This window comes from Saccharothrix ecbatanensis, assembly GCF_014205015.1.
Taxonomy (GTDB): Bacteria; Actinomycetota; Actinomycetes; order Mycobacteriales; family Pseudonocardiaceae; genus Actinosynnema; species Actinosynnema ecbatanense.
Genome location: NZ_JACHMO010000001.1, coordinates 8,790,295 through 8,804,216 on the forward strand (window position 1 = coordinate 8,790,295; position 13,922 = coordinate 8,804,216).

A 13,922-nucleotide genomic window follows, 5' to 3' on the forward strand; every position below is an offset into this window, starting at 1 on the left:
CCTACCCCTTCAGGTTTTCGACAACCGTCTTGGCGATCGCGCCGGTAACAGAGCACGGTTTCGTGTACTCGGGCAGCTTCTCGTCGTTCACGTGGACCTGCACGAGGAAACCCTCGCCCTTGGCCACACCGACGCCGGTGGTGCATGAGCCGCTCTTGAGGTCTGTGCCACTGCCGTTGAACCCGGGGTAGCCCGCGACCTCGATCTCCTCGAACTCGGCGAACCCTTCCCGGTTCTTGTAATAGTTGTCGATACCGCTGGTGCCTTCGAGAATGGTGGCGCTGAAGCTTGTGCCGAGGACGCGGTCCTGCGGACGCCATTGGCACGTCTTGCCCGCGGCGGAGTCTTTGACCTCGCCGGGCTTGGTGACCGTACGGGCGGCCAGTTGGTCGGCCTTGAGCAGTTCGCACGGACCGAACTTGGAAAGATCCAGCTCAGGCCCGGTGATGGGCGGCACCCCGCTGCCATCCGCCTCCGACGACGAGGTGCTCGCCGCGCCGGTTGTCGTGCCAGGGACCGTCGTTGCCGGGGTAGCGGTGCCGCCGGTCGACGTGCAGGCCGAAACGACCGCGACCACGGAGATGACTGCCAGTACTGCTCGCCTCACGACTGATTCCCCTCGCCTTTGAAGGCGTCGGCGGTTGCCTGGTCCTGGTTCTTGTAGTTCTCCAGGGATGCCTGGATGTTAAGGATGGTGTTCGTGAGCGCCTTGTAGGCTTCTTTGTTCGCCCACTTGTACCCGCCCACGTCCTCTCCGGCGGACCGACGGATGGCCAACGTGGCGGAGCCGCTGTACGGGTCTTTGCCGGGTGATTGGACGCCGACAAGGCGCTCGGCCGCATCCATGAGCCCTTGGAGCTTATCGCGGGCCTCGATCAGGCCGTCGATCAGCTTCTGGGCCTGCTGGGGATCGACGCTGAACTTCGTCTGACTCGCCACCAGACCGGCCCCCGCCGGTCCACTGGCGACCGTGTCGGCCACGAACCCGATCTGCTTCGCGCCCACGCCGATCTCGGCGTCGAACATTGCCGTGCTCCCCTCACGCCGAACTACCCGAAATGATGATGGCACAAGGTCTCTGCCCCGTTGGGGCTATCGGGTCGGTTACTCCTTGTGGGGGATGGACGTCCGATCCGTTCAAGACCGCCGGTCCACGACGCGCCTACCGTTGACGCATGATCGAAGCAGCTCGTTCCTTCCTTTGGCACAACGCCCGCGTCCTGGAGCAGCGGCGGTTCCTGTACCTGTTCGACGGTGGGCCGGCGGCGCCCGTCACGGCGGCGGTCGTGGCTTACCGGAACGATGACGGCGGGTTCGGGCACGCCCTGGAGCCCGACGGGCGTGGGCCGACCAGTCAGCCCTTGCACACGTACACCGCGCTGTCCCTGCTGCACGAGGTGGGTGTGACCGACTACGCCGAGCAGGCGTGTGGCTTCCTGACCACGATCACCAACCCGGACGGCGGCGTGCCGAACTGCCTTGCCACCGCACGTGACCACCCGCGGGCGCCTTGGTGGCAGGTGTCCGACGACAGTGACCTGCTCATGACGGCACTGCTGGCGAGCGTCCTGCACAAGGCCGGCGTCGAGCACCCCTGGCGGGACCGCGCCACCGACTTCTGCTGGCAGCGCATCGACGACCTGGCCAAGTCGCACCCCTACGAGATCGGCGCCTGCGTCCAGTTCCTCGACCACGTGACCGACCGGCCGAGGGCCGAGCAGCAGGCGGAACGGCTCGGGGCGCTGGTGCGCGAGCAAGGGCTGGTCGACCTCGGTGACGGGCAGGCCCCCGAGGGGTACGCGGCGGGGGAGACGCACAAGCCGCACAACTACGCCTCGACGCCGGACAGCCTGGCCCGGAAGTGGTTCAGCGACGACGAGATGAGCCGGGACCTCGACGCGCTCGCCGCACAACAGCAGGACGACGGCGGGTGGACGTTCCCGTGGCCCGCGTGGACCCCGGTGACCACTTACGAGTGGCGGCCGGTCGTCACGATCGAGGCGTTGCTGACTCTGCGCGCCTACGGCCGGATCAGCTGACCCAGCGGCACGCCCGCCAGTTCGCGCACTTCACGGGACAGGTGCGCCTGGTCCGAGTACCCGGTTCGGTGGGCGACGTCGGCGAACGGCACGCCCGCCCACGCCAACTTGACCGCCCGGTCGAACCGCAGCACCCGGTGCAGCACCTTGGGGCCGTAGCCGAACGCGGCCAGGCTGCGCCGGTGCAGCTGCCGGGCGCTGAGCCCCAACGACCAGGCCAGCTCGCCCACGCTGGACGACGACACGGCCGACGCGATCGCACCGACCGCCGGGTCCGGCGGCGTCTCCCGCAACCGCTCCAACGCGGCCGACGCGAGCACCGAACACGGGTCGTCCGCCGACCCCAGGTCGTCCTCCAGCCGGGCGGACGGCCCCCACAACGCTGCCAACGGAACCCGCTGGTCACGGAGCTCGACCGCGGGCACACCGAACGCCAAGGGCCCCACGCCGGGCCCGAAACGGACACCGAACAACGTCCCCGACACCCGGGTGACGTGCCCGACCGTGTCCGGCCCGGCCACGAACACCTCGCCGGTGGTGGCCGAGTAGATGATGTCCGTGCACCCGTCCGGCACGACCCGCCCCACGGCGGGCGACGACGTGGTCCGCTGCCACACGCAGGCCAGACCGGGGAACGGGCGTTCCGCGTACACCTGACCGATGGTAGTGGCGGGCCGCGCGGGAGGAGGCGTCTCGTCCGCGCGGCCCGCCACGAGCACTTACCCGAACCGGATCCAGTTCAGGCTCACGTACGGCGCGGGCTGGCCGCTGGTGAACGTCACGTACACGTCGTGCGTCCCGGTGATCCCCGAGATGTTCGCGGGCACCGTGCGCCAGCTCTGCCAGCCGCCGGTGTTGGCGATGGCGAAGCTGCCGACAGGCGCGGCGGTCGGGCTGTCGAGCCGCACTTCGACCAGGCCGCTCACCCCTCCCGACGCCCCGGACGCGGCCCGTGCGACGAACTGCGTTGCGGTGCGGGAGCCGAATCTGACGCCGGAGAACCGCAGCGAGTTGCCGTTGCGCAGCTGTGCCACCGCCTGTCCGCCCTCGGCCGCCTCGATGACGCCGCCGGACCGTGACGTCGCCTGCTCGGCCTGGATGTCGCTGAACGCGTCCCAGCCGCTCCCACCAGGCGGGTTGGTGGTCGTGGTCGTCGGCTGGGTACCGCCGCCGGCCGACCACACCGCCACGTAGTCCACCAGCATCGAGTGACCCGGCACGGTCGCCGCGGTCGGCGTGCCGTGGCCCGCCACGCCGTTGGGGAACGCGCCGCCGATGGCCAGGTTCAGCAGCAGGAAGTAGCCCGCGTGGCTGGTCATGTTGTTCCACGTGGTCGCGTCGAACTGGCTCTGGTTGACGCTGTGGAACTGCTGCCCGTCCACGTACCAGCGGAAAGCCTTGGGCGAGGAGCTCTCGTCCCACTCGAACCGGTAGGTGTGGAACGCCGACTGGCAGGAAGCGCCGGGGCACGTCCGGCTCGCGCCGAGGCCGTTCGTCTCGTTGCACGGCCCACCGGGGTTCACGCCGCAGTGCAGCACGCCCCACACCGAGTTGATGCCGTTGACGTTCTCCATGATGTCGAACTCGCCGATGGCGGGCCAGTTCCAGTAGTTGCCGCGGTAGGGCGAGCCGAGCGCCCAGAACGCGGGCCAGTAGCCGAGCGCGGCCTGACCGGTGACGTTGGGCATCTGGACCCGGCCCTCGATGGCGAGCTTGCCACCCGCCGGCGGCTTGAAGTTCGCCCGCTGGGTCTCGATACGGGCGGACGTCCAGTTGCCCCCGCCATCGCGCAGGGCGGTGATCCGCAGGTTGCCCGCGCCGTCGAGCTTGATGTTGTTCGTGCTGTTGGTGTAGTTCTGGATCTCGCCGGTGCCCCAGTTGCCTGGGCCGCCGGGGTAGCCGTGGCCGAGGTCGATGATCCAGTTCGAGGACGACGGCAGGGTGTTCGCGGCGCCGTTGAAGTCGTCGCTCCACTGGAGCGTCCAGCCCGGTGGGGTCGGCGGCACGGCCGCGTCGGCCATCGTGGCGACGACCGCGAGCGGCACGGCGGTGATCAGGGCGGCGGCGGTGACGAGTACTCGTCTGGTCCGGCTGAACTCCATGAGCGGTGACCTCCATGTCACTGTTCCTGGTTCGGCACGGCAACAAATTGCCTCACCTCATGAGAGCGCTCTCATCGTGATCCTTCAAGCGACCGAACGGCCCAAAAGCCCCTACTTGGCGTCCGCGTAGCTGTCCACCGGCACCGCCTTGAGCGGGAAGCGGACCGGTGTCGAGCCGAACACCAGCCGGGACGCCTCCTCGCCCGCCGCCGTCACCTCCGCGCACACCACCTCGGCCAACTCCTCCGGGCAGTGCACCAGCACCTCGTCGTGCTGGAAGAACACCAGGTGAGAGCCCTTCGCCGACTGGTGCAACCGCCGCCGCAACGCGCCCAGCAACACCGCCGTCCAGTCCGCCGCGCTGGCCTGCACCACGAAGTTGCGGGTGAACCGGCCCCAGTCCCGTGACGCCCGCCGCGACCGGCGCAACGCGTCCTCGCCGACGTCCGTGTCACCGGTGGCCTCGCGCCACGCTTCGGACGGCGGCGGGCTCGTCCGACCCAGCCGGGACCGCACCATCCGACCCTGCTCACCCGCCAACGCGGCGGCCTCCACGTACCCGACGGCCTCGGGGAACTTGCGGCGCAGCACCACCATCGCCGGACCCGCCTCGCCACCCGTGCCGCCGTACATGGCGGACAGCATCGCGAGCTTCGCCCGACCCCGGTCGCCGTCGAACGCCTCGTCGGCCAGCGTCGTGTACAGGTCGTCGTCCCCGGAGACCTCGGTGAACCGGCGGTCGTTCGACAACGCCGCCAGCACGCGCGGCTCCAGCTGGGCCGCGTCCGCCGCCACCAGCTTCCACCCCGGATCGGCACGCACCGCCGTGCGCAGCGTGCGCGGGATCTGCAAGGCCGCGCCGCCACGCGTCGCCCACCGCCCGGACACCACGCCGCCCACCACGTAGTCCGGCCGGAATCTGCCCTCCGCCACCCACGAGTCCAACCAGGACCAACCGTGCGCCACCCACAACCGGGCCAGTTCCTTGTACTCCAGCAGCGGTTCGACAGCCGGGTGGTCCACCTGCTTGAGCACCCACGCCCGCGCCGACGGGACGTCGATGCCCTCCCGCGCGAACGCCCGCACGATGCCCGGCGGGTGGTCCGGGTTGACCTGCTTCCCGCCGAACGCCGCCGTGATCCGGTCCGCCAACTCCGCGAGCTTCCGGGGCCGCGCGCCGTTGGCCGGACGCGGGCCGAGCGTGTCCACCAGCAGCTTCTCGTGCACGTCCGCCCGCCAAGGCAGGCCGAAGTGGGTCATCTCGGCGGCGGCCAGCGCGCTCGCAGCCTCGGCCGCGAACAGCAACCGGAGCTGGTCGGCGTGGCCGAGCGTCGCCACCACCCGCTGCTGCTCGGCGTGCACCGCGATCACCGCGTCGAGCGGGTCGGCGTCACCGGGCAGCCGTTCCTGCTCGGGTTCGAACAGGGTCGGCTGGGTGTCCCGCTTACGTGGGCCATGGTCGTCCGGCACGGGCAGGCCGCGCAGTCGGGCTATCGCCGCACCCAGACCGCGCGGCTCGCTGTGCCTGCCCTGGTAGGACAGCACCAGGTACTCGGCGTGCGCCAAGTCCTGACACCGCTCCACCCGGACGCTGCGCGCCAGCAGCGCGGGATAGACCTCGTTCGTCTCCGCCCACAGCCACCGGGGTCTGTGCCGAGCCTCCAAATCGGACACGGCCGCCGCCAGATCCGAAGTCTCGACCACCGGCCCCTCGGGCACCCCGGCGTCGGGGAGCACGCGCAACCGACCCCCGTTCTCCGCGTGCGTGACCAGGGCGATGAGCATGCCCCTGATTGTGCAAGGCACCACCGACAATTCCGCGCGGCGACCGGGCACGCCGGAATTGTCGGACGCCGCTGATACGTTCCCGGTGAGCTTGGACGGGGTCAGGACGAGGGAGGACATCAGTGGCAGAGGTGGCGCTGCGGCCGATCGAGGATGCGGACCTCGACGCGCTGTTCGACCAGATGCGTGACCCGGAGTCGGTTCGGATGGCCGCCTTCACCGCCAAGGATCCCGACGATCGCGGAGCCTTCGACACCCACATGTCGAAGGTGCGGGCCGCTCACGACACCACTCTGCGCGCGGTGACCCTCGACGGGCGCCTCGTCGGCAGCATCTCCAGCTTCGTCATGGAAGGCGACACCGAGATCACCTACTGGATCGACCGCGCGGTCTGGGGCCAAGGCGTCGCCGGCCGAGCCCTGGCCCTGTTGCTCGACAGGGTCAGGGTCCGGCCTCTGCACGCCCGCGCAGCCAGTGACAACCTCGGATCGATCAGGGTCCTGCGAAGAGCGGGCTTCACGATCATCGGCACCGAGACCGCCTACGCACCGGCCCGGAACGCGGAAATCGAGGAAACCATCCTGCGTCTCGACTAGCGCGCTAGCTCGTGGTGATCAGGGAACGCAGGAAGAAGGCCACGTTCGCCGGACGCTCGGCCAGCCGCCGCATGAAGTAGCCGTACCACTCGTTCCCGTACGGCACGTACACGCGCATCCGGTTGCCCGCCGCGGCGATGCGGCGCTGTTCGTCCGGCCGGATGCCGTACAGCATCTGGTACTCGTAGCTGTCCGGCGAACGGTCGCCGGCCAGGTCGCCGGCCACCTTGATCATCCGGGGGTCGTGCGTGGCGACCATCGGGTAGCCCTCGCCCGCCATCAGGACCTTCAGACAGCGCACGTAGGACCGGTCGACGTCCCCCTTGTCCTGGAACGCCACCGACGCGGGCTCCTTGTAGGCGCCCTTGCACAGCCGCACCCGTGAACCGGCGTGCGCCAGGTCCCGGCAGTCCTGCTCGGTCCGCTTCAGGTACGACTGCACCACCGCGCCCACCCACGGGAAGTCCACCCGCAGCTCACCCAGGATGCCCAACGTCGAGTTGGTCGTCGTGTGGTCCTCCATGTCGAGGGTCACCGTGGTGCCGACCGCGCCCGCCGCCACGCAGATCCGCCGCGCGTTCTCCAACGCGATCTTCTCGCCGTCGGAAGGCAGCGTCTGGCCCACCGCGGACAGCTTCACCGACACCTCGGCCCGCCCGGTGTGCCCGGCCAGTTCAAGGCGTCGCAGCAGGTCCAGGTACGCCTCGACGGTGGCCGTGGCCTGTGCCGCGTCACGGGTGTCCTCGCCGAGGTGGTCGAGCGTGACGTGCCGGCCGTCGGCCACTACCTCGCCGGTGGTGGCGACGGCCGCGTCCACGTCGTCACCGGAGATGAAGCGCCGGACGACCGGTCGGGTCAGCGGCGTGCGTTCGACCAGCCCGCGGATCGCCCCGGAGCGCGAGGCGGCGAGCAGTGTTGACCTCAGCATGATCACCCCTGGTGCGGGTAGCGGTAAGAGGTCGGAGCCGTGAAGGTCTCCTTGATCGAACGCGGGCTGACCCAGCGCAGCAGGTTGTGCACCGAGCCGGCCTTGTCGTTCGTGCCCGACGCGCGCCCGCCGCCGAACGGCTGCTGGCCCACGACCGCACCGGTCGGCTTGTCGTTGACGTAGAAGTTGCCCGCGGCGAACCGCAGTTCGTTCTGCGCGTGCGCGACGGCCGCCCGGTCCTGGGCGATGATCGCACCGGTCAACGCGTACGGCGCGGCGCTCTCCATCTGCCGCAGCACGGTGTCGTAGTCGGCGTCGTCGTACACGTGCACCGCGAGCACCGGCCCGAAGTACTCCGTGGTGAACACCTCGTGCGACGGGTTGCTGCCCAGCAGCACGGTCGGCCGCACGAAGTAGCCCTCGGAGTCGTCCGCCGTGCCACCGGCCACGACTTCCAGCTGGTCGTCGTCACGGGCGGCCTGGAGGACGCCGGACAGCTTGTCGAACGAACGCCGGTCGATCACCGCGCCCATGAAGTTCGACAGGTCCGTGACGTCACCCATGGTCAGGGACTCGACGTCGGCCAGGAAGTCGTCCTTCATCCGGTTCCACACCGAGCGCGGCACGTAGGCGCGGGACGCGGCGGAGCACTTCTGGCCCTGGTACTCGAACGCGCCGCGGACCAGCGCCGTGCGCAGCACGTCCACGTCGGCCGACGGGTGCGCGAGCACGAAGTCCTTGCCGCCGGTCTCGCCCACGATCCGCGGGTACGACCGGTAGCCCGCGATGTTCGTGCCGACCTGGCCCCACAAGTGCTGGAACGTCCGGGTCGAGCCGGTGAAGTGGATGCCCGCCAGGTCGGGGTCGGCCAGCGCGACCTCGGACACGGCCAGCCCGTCACCGGGCAGCAGGTTGATCACGCCGGGCGGCAGGCCCGCCTCTTCCAGCAGCCGCATGGTGTGGTGCGCGGCGAGGGACTGCGTCGGCGACGGCTTCCACAGCACGACGTTGCCCATCAGGGCGGGCGCGGTGGGCAGGTTGCCCGCGATGGCGGTGAAGTTGAACGGCGTGATCGCGTAGACGAAACCCTCCAGCGGACGGTGGTCCGTGCGGTTCCACACGCCGGGGGAGGACTGCGGCTGTTCGGCGAGGAGCTTTCGGCCGAACGAGACGTTGAAGCGCCAGAAGTCGATCAGCTCGCAGGCGGCGTCGATCTCGGCCTGCACCGCGGTCTTGGACTGGCCGAGCATGGTGGCCGCGTTGACCGTCTGCCGCCACTTGGTCGAGAGCAGCTCGGCGGCCCTGAGCAGGATCGCCGCGCGGTCGTCGTAGGACATGGCACGCCAGCCGGGCGCGGCCTGCTTGGCGGCGTCGATGGCGTCACGGGTGTCCTGCTGCGTGGCGCCGTGCAGGGTGCCGAGGACGGCACGGTGGTTGTGCGGCTGCACGACGTCGTAGCGCTCGCCACCGCCGACCCGCTGCTCCCCGCCGATGGTGAGGGTCAGTTCGGTGGGCTCCTTGGCCAGTTCGGCCAGCCTCGCCTGGAGCTGCGCGCGTTCCGGGGTGCCGGGTGCGTAGCCGAGGACGGGCTCGTTCACCGGTGCGGGGACCGTGGTCACGGCATCCACAAGCAGCTCCTAACGCCACGGGGTTGGTAGCCCAACGGTAGGACTTCCAACCATGTCTCCTGTTGTCCGGACGTCTAGGCTTGACCCTCCGCCGTTGTACGAATGGACAAAGAGTTGAGCCTTCGGCAGGTTTTGATCGCCCTCGGCGACCCGCTGGTCGAAGTGCAGGTGGCGCCGCACGGGCTGGAGGCCGACGTCCTGGACGTGGTCATCCTCGACCCCGACGATACGCCGGACGTGCGTCCCGGTGACCTCGCGTTGATCATCGGCGCGCGCGGTCGGGCCGCGTCGCCGCTGGTCAGGGCGGCGGCGGCCGGGGGAGCGGTGGCGGTGGCCGTCAAGCTCGACGCGCCTTCGCCGGTGCTGCGGCAGGCGGCGGCGGACGCGGGCGTGGCACTGCTCGCGGTGCGCCCCGAAGTCCGCTGGGAACACCTCGAAGCGCTCGCCAGGGGCGTCGTCCAGAACGCCCGCGTGACGGCCGACGCGGGCGCCGGTGAAGTCCTCGGCGACCTGTTCGGCCTCGCCCAGACCATCGCCTCGCTCACCGGCGGCATCGTCAGCATCGAGGACACCGCCAGCCGCGTGCTCGCCTACTCCCGTTCCACCGACGAGGTGGACGAACTCCGCCGACTCTCCATCCTCGGCCGCCAAGGGCCTGAGCCGTACCTCAAGATGCTCCGCGAATGGGGCGTCTACCAGCGGCTGAGGTCCGGCGAGGAGGTCGTCCGCATCGACGAGCGCCCCGAGTTGGGCATCCGCCGCCGCATCGCGGTCGGCATCCACGCGGGCACGCAGCCGCTCGGCACGATCTGGGTCCAGGAAGGCGCCACACCGCTCGCCGAACAGGCCGAACGCGCTCTTCTCGGAGCCGCCCGCGTCACCGCCCTGCACCTCGTGCAGCAGCGGGAACCCGCGGCGGCGTTCCGGGAGAACCTGCTCGCGTCCCTGCTCGACGGCCGGATGGACGCCGAGGCGATCGCCGAGCAGATCGGCGCCGACCCGGAGAAGCCCGCCGCCGTCGTGGTGTTCGCGCTGCGCGGCCAGGAGCACAGCGACCGCACCCAGCACGAGCTGCGCCGGGCCGAGATGACCAGCCTGATCTCCGTGCACGCCGCCGCGTACCGGCGCAGCGCCCTGGTCAGCCAGCAGAGCGGTCGCACGTACGCGCTGCTGACCGACCTGCCGCCGAAAGCGCCGCTGCTCACGCTGACCAGGGAGATCGTGGCCGCCGCCCGCAAGCACATGGGCCTGCGGGTGCAGGGCGCCATCGGCTCCACGGTCCCCACAGTGGACGAGGTGATGATCTCCCGGGACGAGGCCGACCGCGTCCTCGACGCCATGTCCCGCGACCTCGACGCCGACGTGGCGACCCTCGCGGACGTCCGGTCCCGGGTCTTGATCAGCGAAACGCTCGCCCTGCTGGCCGAGCACCCCGAGATCCGCGATCCGCGGCTCGCCCTGCTGGATGTGGAACTGGCGCGTTCCCTATTGACCTACTTGGACGAATTTGGTGATGTGAGACGCGCAGCCGAAAAGTTGCACGTTCATCCGAACACCCTGCGATACCGTGTCCGACGTGCGGCGGAGGTCGGTGGCTTCACCCTGGACGATCCGCTTCTCCGGTTGTTCGCCCAGTTGCAACTAAGGCTGGCCTGAGGCTGCGCCGCATCGCGCCGTACTCTCCGAGAGTGAGCACCCAAGCCCGCGGCAGCGACTTCGCTGAATTGTCCAGGTTGGTCAAGCAGCAAGGTCTGCTCGACCGGCGCATCGGTTTCTACATCACGTTCCTGGTCGGCCTCATCGCCGCCCTAGGGCTCACCGTGGCCGGCATGGTGCTGGTCGGCGACTCGTGGTGGCAGCTTTTGCTCGCCGTCGTGCTCGCCGTCGTCTTCACCCAGATCGCGTTCCTCGGTCACGACGCAGGCCACCGGCAGATGTTCGCCAGCGGCAAGGCCAACTACATGACCGGCCTGCTCCTGGGGAACCTCGGCGTCGGCGTCGGCATCGGCTGGTGGATGGGCAAGCACAGCCGCCACCACGCCAACCCCAACCACGAGGACGACGACCCGGACGTCGACATCTCCGTGCTCGCGTTCAGCGCCGAACAGGCGCAGAACAAGCGCGGCTTCTTCCGGCTCATCGTCAAGCACCAGGCGTTCCTGTTCTTCCCGCTGCTGCTGCTCGAAGGCCTCAGCCTGCACATCATCAGCACGTCCGCCGCGGTGCGCCGCGAGGTCAAGGGCTGGAAGCTGGAGCTCGTCCTCCTGGCCGTCCACGCCATCGGCTACCTGACCCTCATCTTCATGGTGATGTCCCCGCTGAAGGCGCTCGCGTTCATCGCGGTGCACCAGGGCCTGTTCGGCCTCTACATGGGCATCTCGTTCGCGCCCAACCACAAGGGCATGCCGGTGCTCCAGGCCGGCCACCAGCTCGACTTCCTCCGCAAGCAGGTGCTGACCTCCCGCAACGTCAAGGGCGGCGTGTTCACCGACTTCCTGCTGGGCGGCCTGAACTACCAGATCGAGCACCACCTGTTCCCGAGCATGCCGCGGCCGAACCTGCGCCACTCGCAGGCTCTGATCCGCGACTTCTGCCAGCGCCAGTCGGTGTCCTACGCCGAATGCGGCCTGTTCAGGTCGTACGGGTACGTGCTCCAGTACCTGCACGAGGCGGGAGCTGAACTGCGCGATACAGGAAAGCTCGCTCCAGCAGGGTCCAGGTAGTCGTCGTCACGAGGTAGACCCCGGCCGCCAGGGGCAACACGGCGGCGATGAAAACGGTGCCGAACGGCAGGAGCCGCAGCAGCCTTGCGAAAGGCGGCTGCGGCCCTCCGTTTTTCAGGGCAACCGCCGCCTGCCACCGCGAGGTCGCGTACGCCACCCCGGTGAGCACGGCGAACAGGGCGAGGAACACGGGCGTGTGCGCCCACACGCCGAACCAGTGCGTGCCCAGCGGAACGCCGAGCAGCGTGCCGTCCAGCAGCGGGTTCGGCGTGGTGACCAGCCGGTACATCACCATGAAGAACGGCACCTGGACCAGCGCGGGCAGGCAGCCCGCGAGCATCGAGGTGCCGTTCGACCGGTACAGCTCCAGTGACTTCTCCTGGAGCTTGACCTTGTCCTTGCCGTACTTCTCGGTGAGCTTGCGGATCTCGGGCGCCAACGCGGCGCGGGCTTTCTCACCGCGCACGGCGGCGCGGCTGAGCGGGTGCATGAGCAGTCGGACGACGACGGTGAAGGCGACGATGGCCAGGGCGGGCGTGGCGAACCCGGCCAGGGCTGAGCCCAAAGCGTGGAACAAGGGGAGAACTCCGTCCTCAGAGCAAGCGGAACAAGGGCCTCAGGAGCTGAGGCCGAGTCCGGGTGCTCGGGGACGGGGACGGCCCGCCGCGTCGGGGTCGCGCAACCGCAGGAACGCGGCGCGGAGTGACTTCTCGCGGATCGAGAGGGACCGCACCCACGCGGGAGCGGCCCGCACCACCGGGGTGGCGGTGAGGAGCAGCACGACCAGCGCCACGGCCGTCACGGCGGCCAGCAGCTCGGTGGGCGTGGTGAGCACGGTGAGCGCGTAGAGCGCGGGCAGGTACAGCGCGAGCAGCAACCGCAGCCTGGCCATACCCACCTCCCCGTCTCAGGTCACTCTACCCACGAGCGCGGGCCTCGAAGGGTGGTCATAGCGCACCGTCACATCGGCTTCCGGCTCGTACGAGGCGTACGCGGGCAGCGTCCACCGCCACTCGTTCGGCAGTTGCCGTTCGAGCGCGCCCGAGGAGAGCCACAGGTGCACGGTCAGCTCGGCGGGCAGCCACTTGTCCAGCAGCATCGTGCCGTCCAGCAGCAGCACGCCACCCGCGCCGAGCGTGACGTAGTCGGCCCGGTGCGCCCGGTCCGTCGCCGCGTTCCACAACGCCGGCAGCACCCGTCCGGACCCGCCGGGGTCGAGCGGTTCCAGCACTTCGCGGACCAACCCGCCGACGTCCAGCCAGGAGTCGCGGAACGAGTCCGGGTCCTCGTGGCCGTACTCCAGCCGCACGGACGCGGGCCGCAGGAAGTCCTGGGCCGACACCCGCAGCACCGGCCGCCCCAACGCGCGCAGCGGCTCCACCAGGGCGTCCGCCAGCTCGCCGGGTCTGGTGGGCAGCGCGCCGTCGACCAGCACCCGAGCCCACGTCGTGCGCGGCAACGCGTCGATCCGCCCGACCAGCTCGTCCACGAGGGTCCGCGGCGTCAGGGGCACGACCTTCACGGCAGCGGGTAGTCCTCCCAGCCGTCCGGCAGCACCGGCACCGGCCAGTCCGGGTCCGGTTCCCACTCCGCCCACTTCGGGTCCCACCAGGTCGTCCTGGCGGTCAGCATGGCCTCGATCTCCTTGGCGGTGCGCTGGATCGCCTCGGCCTCGGCGGCGTCGTACTTGCCGTCGGCGACCATCTCCTCGAACTCGTCGCGGTCCAGTTCCCGCCAGTCGCCGTCGACCGGCACCCAGAAGTCCAGCGCGTGGTCGAGCGTGTCGAAGCCGCGTGCGGTGCGGCGGAACGGGGCCTGGAGGTTGAGGTAGAAGCCCGCGAACCGGCGTTCCTCGCCCTGCCAGTACAGGTCGACCGAGTAGGCGTCGCCGGGACGGTGGAGTTGCAGCTTGCCGATGCCGGTCCAGCGCGTGCGGCCCAACTCCTGCCAGTGGTGGGCACGCGGGTGCGGGAAGAAACCGAACTCGGCGCCCGGCGCGGTGAACACGCCGAGCAGGTCCGGTCCGTCCTGCACCACCCGGGTCGGCGTCACCACCCACGGCTCGCCGTGCAGCACCTCGCGGCGCAACGCCACGTCCCCCGGTCGGAAGTACCCCATGGT

Annotated in this window: 15 protein-coding genes; 4 read left to right on the forward strand and 11 right to left on the reverse strand. The window is 70.0% G+C overall.

The window, feature by feature from the left end:
- Nucleotide 1: 1 nt before the first annotated feature.
- Together F4560_RS39120 and F4560_RS39125 are read right to left on the reverse strand one after the other, a co-directional pair.
- Entirely contained in the window at nt 2-577 is a 576-nt protein-coding gene (locus F4560_RS39120) for a DUF3558 domain-containing protein (protein ID WP_184928073.1), read from the reverse strand.
- A gap of 26 nt (nt 578-603) precedes the next feature.
- The gene (locus F4560_RS39125) at nt 604-1,026 is read right to left on the reverse strand and encodes a hypothetical protein (RefSeq protein WP_184928074.1); all 423 of its coding nucleotides are present in this window, start codon (nt 1,024-1,026) and stop codon (nt 604-606) included.
- Nucleotides 1,027-1,175: 149 nt separating this feature from the next.
- Here F4560_RS39125 and F4560_RS39130 point away from each other — a divergent pair, with 149 nt between their 5' ends.
- Nucleotides 1,176-2,039, forward strand: coding sequence for a prenyltransferase/squalene oxidase repeat-containing protein (locus F4560_RS39130; RefSeq protein WP_184928075.1), 864 nt, complete (start codon nt 1,176-1,178; stop codon nt 2,037-2,039).
- Here F4560_RS39130 and F4560_RS39135 read toward each other — a convergent pair.
- From F4560_RS39135 to F4560_RS39145, 3 genes are all read right to left on the reverse strand, one after another.
- Nucleotides 2,021-2,692, reverse strand: coding sequence for a helix-turn-helix domain-containing protein (locus F4560_RS39135; RefSeq protein WP_312869743.1), 672 nt, complete (start codon nt 2,690-2,692; stop codon nt 2,021-2,023). The two genes, F4560_RS39130 and F4560_RS39135, sit on opposite strands and share 19 nt — an antisense overlap.
- A 66-nt stretch (nt 2,693-2,758) precedes the next feature.
- A complete protein-coding gene (locus F4560_RS39140; protein WP_184928076.1) occupies nt 2,759-4,141 on the reverse strand; it encodes a carbohydrate-binding protein in 1,383 nt (460 codons plus the stop codon).
- Between the two features lie 111 nt (nt 4,142-4,252).
- Entirely contained in the window at nt 4,253-5,926 is a 1,674-nt protein-coding gene (locus F4560_RS39145) for a bifunctional 3'-5' exonuclease/DNA polymerase (protein WP_184928077.1), read from the reverse strand.
- Between the two features lie 122 nt (nt 5,927-6,048).
- Here F4560_RS39145 and F4560_RS39150 point away from each other — a divergent pair, with 122 nt between their 5' ends.
- On the forward strand, nt 6,049-6,522 hold the full coding sequence (locus tag F4560_RS39150; protein ID WP_184928078.1) for a GNAT family N-acetyltransferase: 474 nt from the start codon (nt 6,049-6,051) through the stop codon (nt 6,520-6,522).
- 4 nt (nt 6,523-6,526) lie between these two features.
- Here the strand turns inward: F4560_RS39150 and F4560_RS39155 are convergent, their stop codons facing one another.
- Together F4560_RS39155 and pruA are read right to left on the reverse strand one after the other, a co-directional pair.
- Entirely contained in the window at nt 6,527-7,450 is a 924-nt protein-coding gene (locus tag F4560_RS39155) for a proline dehydrogenase family protein (RefSeq protein WP_184928079.1), read from the reverse strand.
- A gap of 2 nt (nt 7,451-7,452) precedes the next feature.
- Nucleotides 7,453-9,078, reverse strand: a complete 1,626-nt coding sequence (gene pruA / locus F4560_RS39160; RefSeq protein ID WP_184928080.1) for an L-glutamate gamma-semialdehyde dehydrogenase — start codon at nt 9,076-9,078, stop codon at nt 7,453-7,455.
- A 102-nt stretch (nt 9,079-9,180) separates the two neighbouring features.
- Here pruA and F4560_RS39165 point away from each other — a divergent pair, with 102 nt between their 5' ends.
- Complete coding sequence (locus F4560_RS39165) at nt 9,181-10,734, forward strand: PucR family transcriptional regulator (protein ID WP_184928081.1); 1,554 nt, start codon at nt 9,181-9,183, stop codon at nt 10,732-10,734.
- A gap of 32 nt (nt 10,735-10,766) precedes the next feature.
- On the forward strand, nt 10,767-11,801 hold the full coding sequence (locus F4560_RS39170) for a fatty acid desaturase family protein (RefSeq protein WP_312869744.1): 1,035 nt from the start codon (nt 10,767-10,769) through the stop codon (nt 11,799-11,801).
- Here F4560_RS39170 and F4560_RS39175 read toward each other — a convergent pair.
- The 4 genes from F4560_RS39175 to F4560_RS39190 are packed head-to-tail and all read right to left on the reverse strand — an operon-like array spanning nt 11,710 to nt 13,919.
- The gene (locus F4560_RS39175) at nt 11,710-12,378 is read right to left on the reverse strand and encodes a YidC/Oxa1 family membrane protein insertase (protein ID WP_184928082.1); all 669 of its coding nucleotides are present in this window, start codon (nt 12,376-12,378) and stop codon (nt 11,710-11,712) included. The two genes, F4560_RS39170 and F4560_RS39175, sit on opposite strands and share 92 nt — an antisense overlap.
- 39 nt (nt 12,379-12,417) lie before the next feature.
- A complete protein-coding gene (locus F4560_RS39180) occupies nt 12,418-12,693 on the reverse strand; it encodes a DUF6412 domain-containing protein (protein ID WP_184928083.1) in 276 nt (91 codons plus the stop codon).
- 15 nt (nt 12,694-12,708) lie between these two features.
- Nucleotides 12,709-13,323 (reverse strand): nucleoside/nucleotide kinase family protein, encoded by a 615-nt coding sequence (locus F4560_RS39185; RefSeq protein WP_184928084.1) that lies wholly within the window; start codon nt 13,321-13,323, stop codon nt 12,709-12,711.
- Entirely contained in the window at nt 13,320-13,919 is a 600-nt protein-coding gene (locus F4560_RS39190) for a ribonuclease FAU-1 family protein (protein ID WP_184928085.1), read from the reverse strand. Before F4560_RS39190 ends, F4560_RS39185 begins: the two co-directional genes overlap by 4 nt.
- Nucleotides 13,920-13,922: the final 3 nt, after the last annotated feature.